17 protein-coding genes are annotated in these 18,226 nt (G+C 68.2%); 9 read left to right on the top strand and 8 right to left on the bottom strand.

Going from position 1 to position 18,226, the window contains the following annotated elements; all coding sequences use genetic code 11:
• The first annotated feature begins 37 nt into the window (after positions 1-37).
• Positions 38-673, top strand: coding sequence for a D-glycero-alpha-D-manno-heptose-1,7-bisphosphate 7-phosphatase (locus ACXRVZ_RS20930; RefSeq protein ID WP_457424449.1), 636 nt, complete (start codon positions 38-40; stop codon positions 671-673).
• Here the strand turns inward: ACXRVZ_RS20930 and ACXRVZ_RS20925 are convergent.
• Positions 660-1,718: a DNA topoisomerase IB gene (locus ACXRVZ_RS20925; protein ID WP_457424447.1), complete on the bottom strand. Its 1,059-nt coding sequence runs from the start codon at positions 1,716-1,718 to the stop codon at positions 660-662. The genes ACXRVZ_RS20930 and ACXRVZ_RS20925 overlap by 14 nt on opposite strands.
• Before the next feature lie 68 nt (positions 1,719-1,786).
• Here ACXRVZ_RS20925 and ACXRVZ_RS20920 point away from each other — a divergent pair, with 68 nt between their 5' ends.
• Complete coding sequence (locus tag ACXRVZ_RS20920; RefSeq protein ID WP_457424445.1) at positions 1,787-2,983, top strand: glycosyltransferase; 1,197 nt, start codon at positions 1,787-1,789, stop codon at positions 2,981-2,983.
• A 36-nt stretch (positions 2,984-3,019) separates the two neighbouring features.
• On the opposite strand, the gene ACXRVZ_RS20915 is transcribed toward ACXRVZ_RS20920, so the two are convergent.
• On the bottom strand, positions 3,020-3,271 hold the full coding sequence (locus tag ACXRVZ_RS20915) for a hypothetical protein (RefSeq protein ID WP_457424443.1): 252 nt from the start codon (positions 3,269-3,271) through the stop codon (positions 3,020-3,022).
• An 82-nt stretch (positions 3,272-3,353) separates the two neighbouring features.
• Complete coding sequence (locus ACXRVZ_RS20910) at positions 3,354-4,814, bottom strand: sigma-54-dependent transcriptional regulator (protein ID WP_457424441.1); 1,461 nt, start codon at positions 4,812-4,814, stop codon at positions 3,354-3,356.
• A 157-nt stretch (positions 4,815-4,971) separates the two neighbouring features.
• On the opposite strand from ACXRVZ_RS20910, the gene ACXRVZ_RS20905 reads away from it, so the two are divergent.
• From ACXRVZ_RS20905 to ACXRVZ_RS20885, 5 genes are all read left to right on the top strand, one after another.
• On the top strand, positions 4,972-5,214 hold the full coding sequence (locus tag ACXRVZ_RS20905; protein ID WP_457424439.1) for a hypothetical protein: 243 nt from the start codon (positions 4,972-4,974) through the stop codon (positions 5,212-5,214).
• A 77-nt stretch (positions 5,215-5,291) separates the two neighbouring features.
• Positions 5,292-5,417 carry a hypothetical protein gene (locus tag ACXRVZ_RS20900; protein ID WP_457424437.1) on the top strand — a complete coding sequence of 42 codons (126 nt, stop codon included), beginning with the start codon at positions 5,292-5,294 and terminating at the stop codon, positions 5,415-5,417.
• A 66-nt stretch (positions 5,418-5,483) separates the two neighbouring features.
• Positions 5,484-6,929 (top strand): phospholipase D-like domain-containing protein, encoded by a 1,446-nt coding sequence (locus ACXRVZ_RS20895; RefSeq protein WP_458232788.1) that lies wholly within the window; start codon positions 5,484-5,486, stop codon positions 6,927-6,929.
• A gap of 72 nt (positions 6,930-7,001) precedes the next feature.
• The gene (locus ACXRVZ_RS20890; RefSeq protein WP_457424433.1) at positions 7,002-7,472 is read left to right on the top strand and encodes a hypothetical protein; all 471 of its coding nucleotides are present in this window, start codon (positions 7,002-7,004) and stop codon (positions 7,470-7,472) included.
• Positions 7,473-7,776: 304 nt separating this feature from the next.
• Positions 7,777-9,039: an SGNH/GDSL hydrolase family protein gene (locus ACXRVZ_RS20885; protein ID WP_458232787.1), complete on the top strand. Its 1,263-nt coding sequence runs from the start codon at positions 7,777-7,779 to the stop codon at positions 9,037-9,039.
• A gap of 154 nt (positions 9,040-9,193) precedes the next feature.
• On the opposite strand, the gene ACXRVZ_RS20880 is transcribed toward ACXRVZ_RS20885, so the two are convergent.
• Positions 9,194-12,325, bottom strand: coding sequence for a TonB-dependent receptor (locus ACXRVZ_RS20880; RefSeq protein WP_457424429.1), 3,132 nt, complete (start codon positions 12,323-12,325; stop codon positions 9,194-9,196).
• Positions 12,326-12,557: 232 nt separating this feature from the next.
• Here ACXRVZ_RS20880 and ACXRVZ_RS20875 point away from each other — a divergent pair, with 232 nt between their 5' ends.
• Entirely contained in the window at positions 12,558-12,782 is a 225-nt protein-coding gene (locus ACXRVZ_RS20875) for a hypothetical protein (RefSeq protein WP_457424427.1), read from the top strand.
• Between the two features lie 195 nt (positions 12,783-12,977).
• Positions 12,978-13,658 carry a GntR family transcriptional regulator gene (locus ACXRVZ_RS20870; RefSeq protein ID WP_457424425.1) on the top strand — a complete coding sequence of 227 codons (681 nt, stop codon included), beginning with the start codon at positions 12,978-12,980 and terminating at the stop codon, positions 13,656-13,658.
• A gap of 17 nt (positions 13,659-13,675) precedes the next feature.
• Here the strand turns inward: ACXRVZ_RS20870 and ACXRVZ_RS20865 are convergent, their stop codons facing one another.
• The 4 genes from ACXRVZ_RS20865 to ACXRVZ_RS20850 form a co-directional block, all read right to left on the bottom strand.
• Positions 13,676-15,154: an NCS1 family nucleobase:cation symporter-1 gene (locus tag ACXRVZ_RS20865; RefSeq protein WP_458232786.1), complete on the bottom strand. Its 1,479-nt coding sequence runs from the start codon at positions 15,152-15,154 to the stop codon at positions 13,676-13,678.
• Positions 15,155-15,325: 171 nt separating this feature from the next.
• Entirely contained in the window at positions 15,326-16,393 is a 1,068-nt protein-coding gene (locus ACXRVZ_RS20860) for an aldose epimerase family protein (RefSeq protein WP_457424421.1), read from the bottom strand.
• Positions 16,390-17,361 carry an SMP-30/gluconolactonase/LRE family protein gene (locus ACXRVZ_RS20855; RefSeq protein ID WP_457424419.1) on the bottom strand — a complete coding sequence of 324 codons (972 nt, stop codon included), beginning with the start codon at positions 17,359-17,361 and terminating at the stop codon, positions 16,390-16,392. Before ACXRVZ_RS20855 ends, ACXRVZ_RS20860 begins: the two co-directional genes overlap by 4 nt.
• Entirely contained in the window at positions 17,358-18,194 is an 837-nt protein-coding gene (locus ACXRVZ_RS20850) for an NAD-dependent epimerase/dehydratase family protein (RefSeq protein ID WP_457424417.1), read from the bottom strand. Before ACXRVZ_RS20850 ends, ACXRVZ_RS20855 begins: the two co-directional genes overlap by 4 nt.
• Positions 18,195-18,226 lie beyond the last annotated feature (32 nt).

The following is an 18,226-nucleotide window of genomic DNA, read 5'->3' as shown; positions in this document are numbered from 1 at the left end:
AGGTCATGCCACGACGCCGCCTGCGCTGCACCCCGTCATGATGCTGTTTACCGCTGGCCCGCTGCGCTGGCGCCGCACGCCGGTGCAGGCCGACACGTCGGCACCCGAGCGCGCCAAGCCGCCGGGACGGCCGGCGGTGTTCATCGACAAGGACGGCACGCTGGTGGAGAACCTGCCGGGCAACGTCGACCCGGCCCTGCTCAAACTCAGGCCTGGCGCCGCAGAAGCGCTGGTGACGCTGGCCGAGCGCGGTTTTGCCTTGCTGGTGGCCACCAACCAGAGCGGCCTGGCGAGCGGCTACTACACGCGCACCGAGTTCGCCTGGCTGCAGGCGGCGCTGGAAAAACTGCTGCACGAGGCGGCGGGCGTGCAACTGCTGGACTTTCTCGTCTGCCCGCATGCGCCGGGGCCGGACGGCGGCCCCTCCTGCCTGTGCCGCAAGCCGGCGCCGGGCCTGTTGTTGCGCGCCGCGCGACGCCACGGCATCGACCTGACGCGCTCCTGGATGGTGGGTGACTGGCTGGACGACGTCGAGGCAGGCCACCGCGCCGGCTGCCGCACCGTGCTGCTGGCCGGCGGCGAAGAGCACGGCAGCCGCACGCCACTGCGCCAGCCGGATGTGGAATGCGCGGCCTGGGGCGACGTGCCGGAGCACCTGCTCATTCCTGCTTGATGACGGCGCGCGAGCGCAGCAGGCCCATCAAGCGCCGCTCGGCCACGCTGAGACCGGCCCGGGTGGCCGGCGCGCCGGCCCAGGGCAGGCTGCGCAGCGCGCAGCGGGCGGCTTCGTCGCCCAGGGCCTCGGCGGCCGTCAACACGCGCGGGTGGATGTAAGCCTTGCGGCAAACCGCGGCGGTGTTGCCCAGCCGCTGCGCCACGGCGGCCACCATCTCGGCGGGCCGGCAGGGCTCGGCGCCCTCGGCGCAGGCCTGCAGCGTCAGCTCCAGCGCCAGCACGCTGCCATGCCAGGTGCGGAAGTTCTTGGCCGTCACGCGCTCGCCGGCGGCGGCCGCCAGCCAGGCGTTCACGTCCGCCGAGTCGACCGCGTGGCTGGCGCCGTCCTCGTCGACATACCGGAACAACTCCTGGCCAGGGAGCTCCCGGCAGCGCCGCACGATGCGAGCCACGCGCCGATCCGTCAGGCGCACGCTCTGGCGCACGCCGCTCTTGCCGACGAAGGACAGCTCGATCTGATCGCCTTTCACGCCGGCATGCCGGTTGCGCAGCGTGGACAGGCCGTAGGAGCCGTTCTCGCGTGCGTAGCTGGCGTTGCCGATGCGCAGCCAGGTCGTGTCCAGCAGTCGCACCAGCGCCGCCAGCACACGCTCGCGTGTGGGCTCATCGGGGCCGGCGAGCGCCTGCTGCACGCGCCGACGCAAGCGCGGCAGCACGGCGCCAAAGCGGCGCAGGCTGTCGAACTTGGTCTGGCCCCGGCCGGCCTGCCAGTCGGCGTGATAGCGGTACTGCTTGCGCCCGCGCGCATCGCGGCCGGTGGCCTGCAGATGGCTGTCGGCCAGCGGGCTGATCCACACGTCGACCCAGGCCGGCGGGATGGCAAGCAGGCGGACACGCGCCAGCGTGGCCTCGTCCTTCACACGGCGACCGCGCGCGTCGACGTACTGGAAACCGTTGCGGCCTGCCCGGCGTGTCAGGCCGGGCTGCGTGTCGCTGGTCCAGCGCAGGCCGGCCTGGCGCGCGGAGATGGTTGTGGAGAGCATGCCGCGCCGAAGCAGGACGCATGCCGGAAAACCGGGCAATCAGGCACGTCGATTGCCCAGGCGCCCGGATGGAACACACCACGCCATCGCTCGGACCTCGGGCGCCGCATCTGCTGGATGTGTCAACGTTCTGGGGGCCTACCAGCGGTGTGCGGCGCGTGCTGATGGCCAAGCACGACCGGCTGCGCGCGCTGGGTTGGCGGCACTCCATCGTCGCGCCGGGCGCCCAGGCCAGCGGCTTGATCGACTGCGGCGGCTTGGCCGTGCCGCACGGCGGCGGCCGCGTCGCGCTGGGCCGCTCGCGCGCCGAACGGCAGATGTATTTCCTGGCGCCCGACGTCATCGAGGCTTCCGACCCCTGCACGCTCGCCTGGGCGGCGCTGGCTACCGCGCAGCGGCTGCAGGTGCCGGCCGTGGCCTTCTGCCACAGCGACCTGCCGACGCTGGCCGCACGCTTGGCTGGCGGCCCTCGCCAGGGCCGCGTGGGCCTGGCCGCGGAGCGTCTGGCGCGGAGCTACCTTGTCGGCCTCTACCGTCGTTTCGACGCCGTGCTGGCGCCCAGCCGCAGCATGGCCGAACGCCTGCAGGCCTGGGGGGTGCCGCGCGTGGCCGTGCAGCCGCTGGGGGTGGATTGCTCGGTGTTCACGCCGCAGGCGCGCGACGACGCTTGGGCGGCCGAGCTGTGCCGCACGCATGGCCTCGGCGCCGAGACCCGGCTGATCATCTGCACCAGCCGTTTTGCCGCCGGGAAGAATCTGCCATTGCTGGCGGACGCCGTGCGTCTGCTGGGCCCCGGCCACCTGCTCGTGGCTGTGGGCAGCGGGCCATGCCCGCCCACAGGCAAGCAGGTGCTGGTACTGCCGCCTGAGCACGACGGCCGCGCACTGGCACGCATGGTGGCCAGCGCCGATGCCTACGTGGACGCCGGCGACCAGGAAGCCTTCGGCCTGGGTGCGCTGCAGGCCATGGCCTGCGGCACGCCGGTGGTCGCGGCCGACTCAGGCGCCCTGGCCGAGCTGGCAAAGGACGCCGGCCTGCTGGTGCCGCAGCCACTGCCCCGGCTCTGGGCCGAGGCAGTCGATGCCAGCCTGGCCGGTAACAACGCCACGCTGCGCCGCACTGCCCTGGCCCGCGCTCAGGCGCAGGACTGGCCCCACGTCATGCGGGCGCTGACGCAGCGATACACCGCCCTGCTCGGGCGGCGGGCCACGCCAGTCAGGCAGCCGTCGCCGCCCGGCGCCGTGGCGGCGGTGCGGCCGGGCTGAACCGCCCAGTTCCAGCCGCACTGCAGCTCAAGGCACTCAGCGGTTGCGGCTCAACGCGCGCACCAGCGCGTACACCAGCGTGCCGGCTGCCAGCACCACGAGTGCCGAGCGCACAGGCGCGTCGTGCACGTAGCCGACTGTACGGTCCGATGCGCGCGCGACCTGCGTGCGCACACGGTCGACGCCGTCCGCCAGTTGATCGAATCCGCGGCGCGCGGCGCCTTCGACCTTCTGCAAGCCTTGACGGGATGCTTCGGTCGCGGTGGCGTAGATATCGGAATGACCCATGGTGCTGACTCCAGAAAAGTTGAGGACGTCAGCTCAAGGCAATTGGCGGGCCCAGGGCCTGTTAACGCTACGGCGGCAGGCCCTACTCCTGCACGGGCCGCTCGGGCCGCTCGACCCCGGCGCCTTCGGCGGCGTATTCCTTCAACCGGTTGTAGAGCGTCTTGAGGCTGATGCCCAGCGCTGCCGCCGTGCGCTCCTTGTGGTGGTTGAAATGACGCAAGGTGGCCAGCATCAGCATGCGCTCGGCCTCGGCCACGCTGGAGCCAATGGGCAGGGTGATGCTGGGCACCGGGTCGGCCACAGGCGCGCGCGCGACGGGCGACGCGAGGGCGGCGGAAGGACTGGCGCCCTCTGGCGAGCTCCAGCCCGAGGCCAGCCCTGCGCCGCCTGTGCCGGTGGGCAGCCAGGTCTCGTCGATGAACTCGTCCTGGGCCATCACGTAGGCGCGCTGCACGGCGTTGCGCAGTTCACGCACATTGCCGGGCCAGGGGTACTCGGCCAGCGCCGCCAGTGCCGCCGGCGCGAAGCGGCGCACGGCACCCTCCTGCTCGCAGATGGCGGCCAGGAAATGGTTGGCCAGCAGCGGAATGTCGGCCGCGCGGTCGCGCAGCGGCGGCAGCTCGATGGGGAAGATGTTGAGGCGGTAGAACAGGTCCTCGCGCAGCTTGGCCGAAGCCACCGCCTGGTAGGGCGAGCGGTTGGTGGCCGCGATGATGCGCACGTCGGTCTCCTGGCTGGTGGTGCTGCCCACGCGCATGAAACGCCCGGTCTCCAGCACCCGCAGCAGCTTGACCTGCAGCTCCAGCGGCATCTCGGTGATTTCGTCCAGGAACAGCGTGCCGCCGCTGGCGCGCTCGAAGAAGCCCTGGTGCTGGCGCTCCGCGCCGGTGAAGCTGCCCTTCTCGTGGCCGAAGATTTCGCTCTCGATCAGGTTGGGGCTGATGGCGCCGCAGTTCACCGCCAGGAAGGGTTGCCTGCGGCGGCGGCTGAGGTCGTGCACGGTCTGCGCGACGACCTCCTTGCCGGTGCCCGACTCGCCCGTGATGAACACCGACACGCTGGTGCCGGCCACGCGCGAGATCTGCTGGTAGATGCGCTGCATGGGCGCGCTGCGGCCCCACAGCAGGCCGAAGTGGCCGGAGTCCGCCAGGTTGGCCGTCAGGTCCTCGACCTCGGCCTGCAGCGCCGCCGGCTTCATGATGCGCGACAGCACGCCCTGCAACTGCTTGAGGTTGACGGGCTTGACGAGGTAGTCGGCGGCCCCCAGACGCAGCGCCTGGATGGAGGTCTCGAGGTTGGCGTGGCCCGTGCAAAGCACGACTTCGGAGTTGGCCACCAGCTTGGGGTCGGCCAGCAGGTCCATGCCATTGCCATCAGGCAGGCGCAGATCCAGCAAGATGATGTCGGGCTGCTGCAGCGAGATCTGACGCCGTGCATCCCGAAGGTTATGTGCAACGGCGACCGTGAACTGCTCTCCAGCGATCAGCGCACGCAGGGAAGCGGCTGAATCGTGATCGTCATCCACCACCAGGGCATGGGGCATCGGCGTCGGTTCCTTTCCGGTTGGCATCCGCGTTGCAGCGGACCGCCATTGTCATCACATCTGCGCGCCGCAAATGCCATCTGCGCGCAGCTGAGCGTGTAACAGGCATGCCCCTTGCTGCCCGCCTTGACATGACACGTCAGGCTGTGAACACATCATGAACCCTTTCGACGCTCATCGCGCGGGTGATCACGCGCCTTCGCGGCTCGTTGAATTGCTCGCACTCGGCGCCCTGCTGGCGCTGGCCTGGCGCGCCTGCGGCGCCCGGCACCACCGGCGCCGCTTGGCACGCAGCGCCCGCGCACCGGAGGAGGTGCAAACCTGGGAAGGCGAAGGCGGGCGGCCTCTGCCCGCCGAGCATGCGGCCAGCACGGTGAGCCCCTCGGCGCGCATGCCATGACATCGCCACACAAGTCGGCAGGATTTGCCGCAGCTTTTTCGCAGCCGCCTGCAGGCAGCAGGCCACAGGCGCCTCATTTGCCGGATGTCCACCCCGACGACGACTCCGCTGCCGGCGAGGAAGACCCCGGCGCCAGCCTCGGCGAGCCGCCCGAGCCCACGGTGCCGCCCACACCCGAACCACGCGACAAACCCTCGTCCTGACGCCAGCGGCACGTCTCTTGCGGTTTGAGACTTGCAGCGACTTGCGCTGACAACTTTCAGGACCTCATGAAGCAAGCTCGGAGCCGGCGCCATGCCAGCTGGGTAGGGATGTTGGCCGGGCTCTGCGTGCTGGCCGGCATGGCGGCATGCGGCAGCCTGCAGTCGCGCGACCGCCCGGCCCAGGCTCAACCCCTGCCAACGCCGTCCCAGCCGGTGGCCGACCGTGTCACGCTGGTGGGCCGCGACGGAGCCGTCAGCGTGGCCACCGAGGCGAGCGACCTGGCCCGTGTAGGCGCCGAAGGCAATGCCGTGTTGTTCGAGCGGCACCTCGGCGTGCTGGCGGCCCAAGGGGACAACCGGCTGCTGCGCGGCAACGCGGCCCGCTTGCTGGTCGACGGGCCCGCCACCTTCGCCGCGATGAAGACCGCCATTGCCGCGGCGCGCCATCGCATCCTGGTGGAGTTCTACATCGTCGAGGACGAGGGCGTGGCGGCCGAGGTGGCCGAGCTGCTGATCCGCAAGGCCGCCGAGGGCGTCAACGTGGCGATGCTGTACGACAGCGTCGGCTCGATGGGCACCGAGCGCGCCTTCTTCGACAAGCTGCGCAGCGGTGGCGTGGCGGTCTGCGCCTTCAACCCGGTCAACCCGCTGGAGCGGCCCGGCCACTGGGGCCTGCTGCAGCGCAACCACCGCAAGATGCTGGCGGTGGACAGCGACGTCGCCTTCACTGGCGGCATCAATCTCAGCAACGTCTACGCCGAGGGCTCAGGCTCCTTCAGCAACGCGCGCCGCAAGCAGCGCCCAGCCGACGACGCCGACCGCCAGGGCTGGCGCGACACGCAAGTCGAATTGCGCGGGCCAGTGGTGTCGGCGCTGGCGGTGGTGTTCCGCGAATCCTGGGCGCGCCAGGGCTGCGCAGGCGAGCTGCCGCCGGCGCCCGCACCGCGCGTGGCCACGCCGGGCCAGCGCGTCGTCAAGCTGGTGGCGGGCGACCCCGAGAACGGCATCAACCCGACCTACACCGCGCTGCTGAAGGGCATCACCGCCTCCCAGCGCAGCGTGCAGCTGACGATGGCCTATTTCGCACCCGGGCCCGAGCTCATCGATGCCCTGTGCGACGCGGCTCGCCGCGGTGTCGCCGTTTCCCTCGTGCTGCCGGGGCGCAGCGACGTGAAGATGGTGCTGCACGCCGCCCGCGCGCGCTATGCGCAGTTGCTGGAGGCAGGCGTTCAGATCCACGAGATGTCGCAGGTCGTCATGCACGCCAAGACGGCCGTCATCGACGGGGTGCTCTCCAGCGTCGGTTCCAGCAACCTGGACTGGCGCAGCATCGTCGGCAACAACGAGATCGACGTCATCGTGCTGGGCGACGACTTTGGTGACCAGATGCAGGCGCTGTTCAGCCGTGACCTGGCTGCGTCCCAACGCATCGAGGCCGCCAGCTGGGCGCGGCGCGGTCTGGGCCCGCGGCTGCTGGAAAGCCTGGCGCGCCTCATCGAGCCGCTGCTCTGAGGCCGGGGGCTGGAACGCCACTTGCCATGACGCTGGGTCTACTTCCATTCATTGCAGTCAAGGAGTCATGCCATGGCTTTTGAAGGTCTCTCCACCGGCGCAACCGCCGCAACGACCCATCGTTACGAACCGTCGCGCCCGGCGGGCATCGCCCCCAGGCTGAACGACGCTTTCAGCAGCGAGCCCGAGCGCCAGCGCCGCCCCGGCGGCAGCACCATGGGCCGCCTGATGCGCCGCAGCCGCACGCGCACGGCAGGCATCCGATTTGAATGGGCCATGCGCAGCTGCGGGCCGGTGCTGCGCGTCGTCGCCACCTGGACCGACCGCCAGGGTCAGCCGCACCACACCTCTTACTCGGTGCAGTGCAATGGCCTGGAGGGGGCGCTGGACCGCGCCATCGCCTCTCGCATCTCCTGCGGCGCGCCGCTGCCGGACCGCGAAGATCTGCTGCAACGCCTGCAGCAAGAATTTGCAACCTCGCCCCACAACACCGAGCAGGCCGCCGCTTCCGCCGTTGCAGTCGCAGAGGACCGCGCCGCCTGACGAAGCCGGGCTGGCATCACGGGCCCACACCGGCCCGGGCGGCAGCGTCATCGCACGACTGATGCACCCCAAAAAGTGCTGAGGCGCGCGGCGCGATCACAGCCAGTTGATGAGGCGCTGCAGCCAGCGCGGCAGCGGGCGGTTGGGGATGTAGTTCTGGCGATACTGGCTGGGCATGTCGGTGGCCTTGGTTTGATGGCTGTTTATTTATACAGTACTTCGATCCAGCCTGACAAGCGTCTTCCCGGGGTGGTGTGTCAATTGGTAGCGATATCATTTGCGCCCTCATCTGCACGGACGCGCCATGAAGAAGCCCCTCCCCCGCTGGCCTTTGAGCCTGTTCGCCACCCTGCTGCTGGCCGGCTGCGGCCAGGTGCCACGCGCGCCGGCCAGCACCGACTGGCTGGCCACCTGGGGCAGCGCCCAGTTGGCGCAGGCACCCGCGGCAGGCACGGCGCCGCTGCGCGACGTGAGCCTGCGCCAGGTCGTGCGCACCACGGCGGCCGGAGCGACGCTGCGGGTGCGCGTCAGCAACCTGTTCGGGCGTGAGCCGCTGGTGCTGGATGCCGCCAGCGTGGCGCTGCTGCAGCCCGGCACCGAGGGCGGGCGGCCGCAGTTGCTGGCCGGCAGCCTCAAGCCGCTGAGCTTTCAGGGCCGGCGCGAGCTGAGCGTGGCGCCCGGCGCCGAGGTCTGGAGCGATCCGGTCGCGCTGGCGCTGCCCAGGGTGGCTGACGTGGCGGTGCAGATGCACGTCGTCTCGGCACCGGCGCTGGCCACGGCTCACCCCGGCTCGCGCATCAGCAGTTGGACGCTGCCGGGCAACCGCGCGGACAGCACCGACTGGGCCGACGCGACGGCCAAGGATGGCTGGTGGCATCTGGCTGCCGTGGACGTCGCAGGCAGCGCGTCGCAGCCGGTGCTTGTTGCCATCGGCGACTCCATCACCGACGGCTACGGCGTGACGGCCGGCAGCTACCAGCGCTGGACCGACGCCCTCACCCGCCGCCTGGTCGCCCAGGGACGCACGGCCGCCGTGGTCAACACCGGCATCGGCGGCAACCGCATCCTGAATGACGGCCTGGGGCCGCGCGTGATGGACCGTTTTGACCGCGACGCGCTGGCGCGCAGTGGCGTCACGCATGTCGTGCTGCTGGAGGGCGTGAACGACCTGGGCACCAGCCACCGCCAGCGCGCGACGACGCCCGAGTCCCGCGCCACCTTGCTGGCCGATCYGCAAAAGGGCCTGAGCACGCTGGCAGCGCAGGCGCGCGAACGAGGCGTCTGCCTGTTCGTGGCCACCGTCATGCCCTATGGCGGCAGCGGCTACTACCAGCCCCAAGCGGAGAACGAGGTCGACCGCCAGTCGCTGAACACCTGGATTCGCCAGCCCGGCCGCTTCGACGGCGTGGTGGACTTCGACGCCCTCACGCGCGACCCGGCCCGCCCCTCGCACCTGAAACGCGAGGTCGACAACGACGGCCTGCACCCATCGATGGCCGGCTATCAGGCCATGGCCGATGCCTTCCCGGTGGAGTGGCTGGACAAGCGCTGCAGCGCAGCGCGCTGAACCCGGCGTCGCAATCGAGTCGGGCGAGTGCGCCCATGCTGGGCGCACAATGAAAGAAGGGAGCGCAATGCGCTCCCTTCTTGTTTTGGGCGGCCCGAAAAAAGGGCCAGCAGCAGCTCACCGGCGCGCTGCACCGGTGGCTGACTGCCTTTGCTCAGAACTTCATCTGACCGGTCAGCTGGTAGGTACGGCCCGGGTCAAAGTAACCACGCACGGCAAGCTCTTCCTGGATGTAGGACTTCTGCGTGGCCTTGTTCAGGTTGGCAACGTCGAAGTTGAGCGACACGCCCTTCTTCCAGCCCACCCAGTCGCCAATTTCGAGACGGGTCGAGAGGTCCGCCTGGTAGTAGGCCTTGTTGTACTTGAACATGGTGCCTGCCGGGATGGAATCCGTGTTCTTCGACTCAAACGGCGTCCGGGCCTGGTAGCTGTTGCTCAGGCGGATGGAGCCGCGGCTGTTTTCGAAGTACACGGTCAGGTTGGCCGTATAGGGCGCAGCGCCAACCGGCACCTGGCCACTGGTACCTGCGTCCTGCTTGCTGCGGGTGTAATTGGCATAGAAGCCAAAGCCGTTAATTGGCAGGAAGCGGTCCAACGACTGCGCCCAGCTCAATTCCCAGCCCTTCAACTTCATGATGTCAGCCGTGTTGACCGGCTGCGACAGCGGAATGTTGAACTTGTCGGGGCCACCGGCCGCAATCACTGCCAGGTCGATCGCGCTGCCCGCCGCGTACTGCAGCGAGTCGGCACCGAACTCTTGGCGGATCTGCGACAGCGTCATCTGGCGCACGACAGTGCGCGGGAAGTTCTTGATCTTCTTCTCGAAATAGGCCGCAGCGACATAGCTGCCCTTCTTGTCCGTGTACCACTCCCAGCCCAGGTCCATGTTCTTGGACTCGAAGGGCTTCAGCCCCGGGTTGGTGGCGTTGGCATTCGACAGTGCCACGTCATTCGACGAAGCCCTCAGCGGCTGCAGCGCCTTGGGGTCAGCCCGGGTGATGGCCTTCGAAGCCGCCGCGCGGATGATCATGTCGTCGGCCAGGTTATAGGCCAGCGTGCCGCTGGGCAGGTTGTTGCTGTATGACGTCCGGCCTGTCGTCTCCGTGACGAGAAAGGGGTACAGGCCACCGTTGGTCTGGCCTGCACTGCGCGGATCGACGACGTTGCCGGTGAACGCGCCGACAGTCTGCATCGTGTGCGCGCGACGCAGGCCCACGTCATAGCGCAGCAGGCGGTCGAAGATGCGCGTCTGGCCGGCCACCTCGATGTAACTGCCGAAGACGTTTTCACCGAAGTCCTGCGGAGCCGCACCGCTGAGGGCGTTGCTGCCCGCGCTCTGCGCCATGTTGGCAGTGATGTTGTCGTAGCCGGTAGCTCCAGCGAAGCGATTCCAGTCAATGACCACGAAGCCGTTGGGGCCGGGCACCAGGTACTTGGAAATGTCCGGCACGGCCGAGCCCTGATAGGCCAGCGCGGGGCCGCCAGCCGTCGCGCCCTGGCCGTAGCCAGGGTACTGCGTCGCCGGGTTGGCCGTGATCGGAATGATCGCGCAGCCATTCGGGTTGGTGGTGTTGGGCGAGAACATGCGGACGTTCAGGTTGCCGCCGCAGACGACGTTCTGCAGACGGCCATCATCGGTGACTGGCTTGATCGTGCGGTGGTAGGTGTCATAGGCCATGCCGCCCTTGATGGTCAGGCTCTCGTCACCCCAGGCCAGATTCCAGCGTGCACCCCTCGTCTTGATCAGGCGGTCTTCGCGATTGATGCTGATCTGGGCGCCCGTCGCGTTGCCGTGGTGGTCCCAGGTGTAGCCGGCCGGGCTGTTCGGGTCGAACCCGTTGGGCGTGTAGACCGGGAAGTTGGCGTTGGAGCCGATGCTCACCGTGAACGGCTTGGCCGCGTCTGTTGGGACCAGGAGCGTGGGTGCGAGGCGGCTGAAACGGCTGCTGGCCTGATTGGCCTGAGCGTCCAACGTCCACTTGTCCGAGATACGCCATTCGAAGCCCGGGTTCACCGACGTGAAGCTGCTCTTCTCGTCCATCCTGCGGTATTCGAGGAAGCCGGTGCCGTTGAGGAGGGTGCCACCCGTCACGAAGCAGTAGACCGCGCAGTCGCTGCGGTTGTAGGTCATCGCCGAAGGGATGACGGCGCTGTTGCGGACGTTGATGTCGAAGTCGACCCGCTCCTGCTTGCTGGTCTTGCTGCCAGTCAGCAAGTCAAGGTAGGCATCGAAATCGTCGGTCGGGCGGAACTCGAAGCTCAGCAAGCCGTTGTTACGGTTGCGCTCACCCGAGAAGTTCACCGGGCGCGGCAGGCGCGGCATGTAGCCGTTGTCCAGTTGCTGGATCGTGGCGTTGGGGTTCAGCTGTTTCAGCAGCGCCATATCGACGGACTGGCCGGCTGCCAATGTCGTCGAACCATAGGTGCCGGCGGCCGCGGCGGGCACAGTCGTCGGGATGCCCCAGGCACCGTTGGTGGTTGATGTACCGGCGCCGGTCTGCAAAGGGTTGGTCAGACGGGGTGTGACCCAGTCGGTACCGTCTTCGAAGCCGCGCGTGGTGATCTTGTTGCGGGCGAAGGACACGCCGGCCAGCACGCCAAAGGTGCCGCCGAAGGTCGTGCTGTAGAGCGCCGTGCCGCGCGTGCTGGGATCGGGCGCGGGATCGTTCTTGGCCAGTTGCAGCTTGACGGTGCCGCGCGTGCCGGCCTTATCGAACGGGCGGGCGTTGCGCATGTTCACGACGCCTGCCACACCGCCTTCCAGCATCGCTGCCGTGGGACTCTTGGACACGGTGATGCGCGAGAACAGGTCGCCCGGCATGAAGTCCAGGTCGACTTCGCGGTTGGCGCTACCGGCACTGCTGAAGCTCGTGGAGGCCGATGCGACGGGGTTACCGTTCATCAGGATGCGCGTGAAGTTGGAACCGAGGCCACGGACCTGGATGTTCAGGCCCTCACCGGTCACGTCGCGGTTCACCTGGACGCCTGGAATGCGCGAGATCGACTCGGCGAGGTTGTTGTCCGGGAACTTGCCGATGTCTTCGGCATGGATCGAATCCGACAGGCCGATGTTCTCGCGCTTCGACAGCGCCGAGGCAGCCAAGGAGCTGCGGATGCCGGTCACAACGACCGTATCCAGTTGCTGTGCCGATGCTGCCGGTGCTGCCGGTGCTGCCGGCGCCGTCTGCGCATAGGCCTGCGCGATCAGGCCGGCCAGCAGCGTGGTCCCCAGGACCAGCTGGCCGGCGCGAGTGCGACGGTTCGGCGACGAAAAAGTCGTGTTCATGTCTGTTGTCTCCTCTGTTGTTCTGAGCCTGCGGATGCGAGCCAGATGATCTATAGGCGCGCCAAAATGGTAGCGCGCTCATTTCCAATTTACGGCCACGCACCCACGCAGTCAACCAGGGTGTGTACTAATGTATTAGTGCAACATCCGACGGTCTCACAAGTGGTTATCACGCCTTGGCAGAACACTCGGTAGCGCTCACAATGATGCGCATCAGCCGTGGCTTCCAAAGATGCAGAACAGCAACGCCTTCCCGCCGACGGGCCTGCCGGCCGACACCGCCAGCGTTGTTCTGTTGGGCCGCGTATGGCGCCAGGACGTCGCCGGCCCCGCCCTGGCGGCGGTGCGTGGCGGCGAACTCGTTGACCTGGAGGTCACGCGCAACGCGCCGGGCCTGACGCTCGGGCCCGTGCAGGCTCTGCTCAAGCACTTGCGCCTGCAGCGCCTACAGATCTGAATCTCTGGTCGGACGCCCGGGCTGGTGGGCGTCCTGTCTCTTACGGCGGCCCGCCCTGTGCGGAGCCGCCGTTTTTTTGACAGGGCTCGCCCGCCGCGAATCCCAGGCAGGAAAGCAGGGAGCAAGCTGCGCGCGTAGGCATTAACGCTCTAGTGCATTAGCGCATCAGTGACAAAAATCGACTTCATGCCCGAGATGAATTTCACCCTAGACCCCACCCGCCACGCAGCACCCCAGGTCGTCGAAGCGCTCAGAGCCGCCATCATTTCAATGGAGTTGGCGCCCGGCATCGCCCTCGACCGCGGCGAGCTGGCGCAGCGCTTCGGCGTCAGCCAGACGCCCGTGCGCGACGCGCTCATCCGGCTCAGTGAAGAAGGCCTGGTCATCATCCGCGCCCAGTACACGACCCAGGTCAGCCGGATCGACGTGCCGGCGGCCCGCGAGGCGCATTTCCTGCGCCGCTCCATCGAGATCGAGATTGCGCGCCAACTGGCCGTCGCGCACGACGCGGCGGTCATCACCGAGCTGCGCACACAGTTGTCACGCCAGGCCGATCTCGCTGAAAAGAAGGACTTCCTCGGCTTCATCGCCGCCGACAAGGAGTTCCACCGACTCATGTACGTCGCCGCGGGCCTGCCGCGGCTGTGGTCGGTGGTCGTGCGCATGTCGGGCCATGTGGACCGCCTGCGGCTGTTGCACTCCCCATTTACAGGCAAGACGGAGTCCATCCTGGACGAGCACGAGGCCATCCTGAACGCCATCGACTCGGGCGATGCCGAAGCAGCAACACAGGCCGTGCGGGAGCACCTGTCCGGCACGCTGGCTTCGGTGGACGAGATCCAGCAACGCTATCCCGAGTACCTCATCCTTTCCTGACCGGGCTGCGTTTCTGGCTATGCGCGGGCGGGCACCCGAACCGTCGGAGCCACCATCCGGCTGATCAGGAAATAGACGACGGCACCCGAGGTCGAGCCGATCAGCCAACCCCAGTCACCCACGTTGAACATCAGCCCGAACGCCCCGGCAAGCGACAGGCCGATGGACAGGGCGCCCGACACCGCCAGGGCGAAGAGCGCCTTGCGGTTCCAGCCGCCATCGAAGTGCAGCGAGCCTTCCGGCGCCATCGTGTAGAGGTCCTTGAGGACGATGGTCTCGCGCTTCACGAGGTAGTAGTCAGCCACCATGATGCCGAACATCGGCCCCAGAACCGCCCCGAAGATGCTGACGAAGACCGTGATCGCATGCGGGCTCGACACGAACAGCCAGGGGCACACCAGCACCGACAGGATGGACGTGATCAGGCCGCCCATCTTGAAGTTGATCTTCTGCGGTGCGAGGTTGGCGATGTCGTAGGCCGGTGAGACGAAGTTGGCGACGATGTTGATGCCCATCGTCGCGACGATGAAGGTGATGGAGCCGACGATGGTCGCAATCGGGTTGTTGATCTTCTCGACGATGAGCACCGGGTCCATGATGGCCGAGCCGAACACCTTCATCGATCCGCCGGTGACGATGACGGTGATGATGGCGAACAGGATGAAGTTCACCGGCAGGCCCCAGAAGTTGCCTCGCTTCATGGCCGACTCGCTCTTGGCGAAGCGAGAGAAGTCGCCGAAGTTGAGCAGCAGCGCGGCGAAGTAGGCCACGATCAACATCGCTGCATTGGCCATCAGGCCGATGGATTCGAGACCGGTGTATGTCTTGTCCGACAGCTTCATCGAGAAGCTGTCCATGCCGGTCTGGGAGATCATCCAGCCGGCCAGCACGAACATCACCAGGTAGACGATGGGGCCGCAGAAGTCGATGAACTTGCGGATGGTCTCCATGCCCGACAAGAAGATCACGAGCTGGAAGAACCACATGAAGAGGAAGCTCGCCCACCCGAGCGTCGACAGGCCGAAGACGTTGTTGTGGGTGAAGTCAGCGGCTGCGGGCACCAGCGTGATGACCAGCACCTCCACCGCCTTGGAGGCGAAATAGGTCTGCACGCCGTACCAGACGATGCCAACGATGCCCCGCACGATAGCCGCGAGATTGGCGCCCATCACGCCGAAGGACACGCGCGCGAACACCGGGAACGGGATGCCGTACTTCTGCGACGGCCGCCCCACCAGATTCATCAGGAAATAGACGATGGTGATGCCGACCACCATCGACAGCAACACCTGCCACCCGGCCAAGCCGAKAAAGAACAGGCTTGCGGCGAAGGTGTAGCCGCCGACCGAGTGGACGTCGGACATCCACATCGCGAACAGGCTGAACGTGCCCCAGGTTCGGCCTTCGGGAGCGACGGGCGCCAGGTCGTGGTTGTAGAGCTGCGGGTGCGCACCCGTGATGACGACAACGGGCACTTGATCGCTGCTGGCTGCCATGACTGCTCCCAATGCGAGGGCCGGTGGCCCGACGCGCAGGGCTACGCAAGAAGCAGGCCGCGTCGCTCGCATGAGACCAGACGGCTTGAGGCCCGGCTAGTCAGCGAGATTGCTCGCGATCAGTGCGCGGCCCAATCGCAAAGATGCACCACCGTGCAGCGAGGACGCCCGTCAGCCAGGGGGCAGGCTGCCAAACCGATGAAGCGTCGTCGAGCGGAACACCTCGCCCGGCCGCAGCACCGTGCTGGGCCAGTCGGGGCCGACGGGGCGGTTGGGCGAGTCGGGGTTGTGTTGGGTCTCCAGGCAGACGCCCGCGCCGCGCGTGTAGCGGGTGCCACCGGGGCCGGCGAGCGAGCCGCCCAGCCAGGTGCCGGCGTAGAACTGGATGGCCGGCTCGGTCGTCAGGATCTGCATGCTGCGGCCCGAAGCCGGATCGCGCAGGCCGGCGGCGGCGTGCAGCGCGCCGTCCAGCGGGTGGTCGAGCAACCAGTTGTGGTCATAGCCCACGTCCGCGCCGATGGTGCGCTCGCGGCGGAAGTCGAAGGGCGTGCCCTCGACGGGCACATGGCGCAGCGGGACGCCGGTCGCATCGGGCACGGTGTAGCGGCTGGCGTTCAGCGCGAGGCGGTGGCCCAGCGCGGACCCCGATTCGGCGCCGCCGAGGTTGAAGTAGGCATGCGAAGTCAGGTTGACGACGGTGGCCCGGTCGCTCGTGGCCTCGTAGTCGACACGCCAGCTCATGTCGGCACGCAGCGTGTAGGTCACGGCGACCTGCAGCGTGCCGGGGAAGCCCATCTCGCCGTCCGGGCTGGCGCGTTCCAACCGCAGACTGACGCTGCCGTCCGCGCCGGGCTTCTGCGGCAGGCCGCGCCACAACGATGCGCCGAAGCCGGCCGGGCCTCCGTGCAGGCAGTTGGGGCCATCGTTGGCGACCAGCCGATGACGCTGGCCGTCGAGCTCAAAACTCGCCCCGGCGATGCGGTTGGCATAGCGCCCGGCGATGACGCCCAGGTGCGAGCCGGCGCCGGCCAGGTAGGCCTCCAGGCTGGCCAGGCTCAAGACAACGTTGTCAGCCCGACCCGAAAAATCCGGCACCCACAGGCCGGTGACGATGCCGCCCAAGTCCAGCGCCGTCAGCACCAGGCCGCGGCCGTTGTCGAGGCGGTATTCGTGGACGGCGCGGCCGTCGGGCAGGCGGCCGTAGTCGCGCACGGAGACGCGGGGTTCACTGTTGCTCAACGGATCACCCCGCGTGCGTTGACGTAAAGGGCATACAGCGAATGGCTGCTGGCCATGAAGAGGCGGTTGCCCTTGGCGCCGCCGAAGCACAGGTTGGCGCAGCGCTCGGGCAGGTGGATGTGGGCCAGCGGCTTGCCTTCTGCGCTGTAGACACGCACGCCGTCCAGCGCCGCTGCGTCCGCACCCGGCTGGCCACCGCTGCCAAAGCCGCACCAGACGCGGCCTTTGGTGTCGACGGCGATGCCGTCGAAGGCGCCAAAACCGTCGGCGTCGATGAGCAGGTGCTTGTCGCTCAGGATCGCGCCATTGACGGCGTAGCTCCAGATCAGCCGGTTGGGCTGGGCGCGACTCTCGACCACCAGCAGGCGGCTGCCGTCGGGCGTGAATGCCAGGCCGTTGGGACCGGCCAGGTCGTCCAGCACGCGCTGCAAGTCACCGGTGTCAGGGGCGATCCGGTAGACGCCATGCGGCTGCTCGGGCGTGGCGGGCGCGCCTTCCCAGTCGCCATGGATGCCGAAGTCGGGGTCGGTGAACCAGACGGCGCCGTCCGGCGCGCAGGCGATGTCGTTGGGCGAGTTCAGCGGCTTGCCGTCGAAGCGGTCGGCCAGCACGGTGATGCGGCCGTCAAGCTCCGTGCGCGTGATGCGTCGGCCCAGGTGCTCACACGAGATCAACCGGCCTTGCAGGTCGCGCGCATGGCCATTGGCATTGCCGCTGGGCTGGCGGAACACGCTGACCGCGCCGCTGCAATCGTCCCAGCGCAGGATGCGGTCGTTGGGGATGTCCGACATCAGCAGATAGCGGCCGTCGCCGAACCACACCGGGCCTTCGGCCCACTGCAGACCGGTGGCGAGCTGCTCGACGCAGGCCGAGAACAGGCGCAGCTCACGGCCCTCGGGGGCGAGGATCTCGACCGCCGCGTCGGGCAGGCGCGACGCCGGCTGGAAGGGGATGCGCGGACCGCTCATGCGCCGTCTTGCCCGGCAAACGCGAAGGGGCCAAGAACGACGAAGGCGCCGCCCTGGTAGCGCGCCTCAGGGCGGCTCGGGTCGATGTGCGGCTGCTTGGCTTCAACCGCTGCGCGCCAGGGTTCGGAACTGTCCTGCGGGCGGTAGCCCACGTGTTTGCCCTGCGAGTTGTCCCACCAGGTCGTGCGGTTGTCGCTGGCGCCGTAGACGATGCTGTGGCCGACGACCGGCGCACTCAGCGCGGCGACGAGCAGGCGCTCCATGTCGTCGTGGCTGAGCCAGCTCGACAGATGGCGGCGGTCCAGCGGCTCGGGCAGGCAGGAGCCGATGCGGATGCTAACCGTCTCCAGCCCATGGCGGTCGAAGTAGAACTGCGCCAGGTTCTCGCCGAAGGCCTTGGACAGGCCGTAGAAGCTGTCCGGCCGCGGCACGACATGGGCCGGGATGGTCTCGCCCTGACCGTAGAAGCCGGTGACGTGGTTGGAGCTGGCGAAGACGATGCGCTTGGTGCCCCGCCGGCGCGCGGCCTCGTAGAGGTTGTAGGCGCCGACGATGTTGGCCGGCAGCACGGTGCCAAAGGGCTTCTCGATGGAGACGCCGCCGAAATGCAGCACGGCGTCCACACCGTCCAGCAGGTCGTACATCGCCGCCTCGTCTTCCAGCGGCGCGATGACGACTTCCTCGCCCTCGCCGGCCGGGTCCATGGTGGCCAGGTCCGACACGCGCAGCGTCTCGCAATAGCGCTTCATGCGCGGGCGCAGCATGCGCCCCAGGGCACCGGCGGCACCGGTCAACAGCAGGCGCTTGAAGCGCAGTCCAGTCAGTTCTTGCATGGGTTTTTCAGGCCCGGCATTGGGCCTCGAAG

It is taken from the genome of Roseateles sp. P5_E8 (genome assembly GCF_054177665.1).
This window is presented reverse-complemented; position numbering and strand designations above follow the sequence as displayed.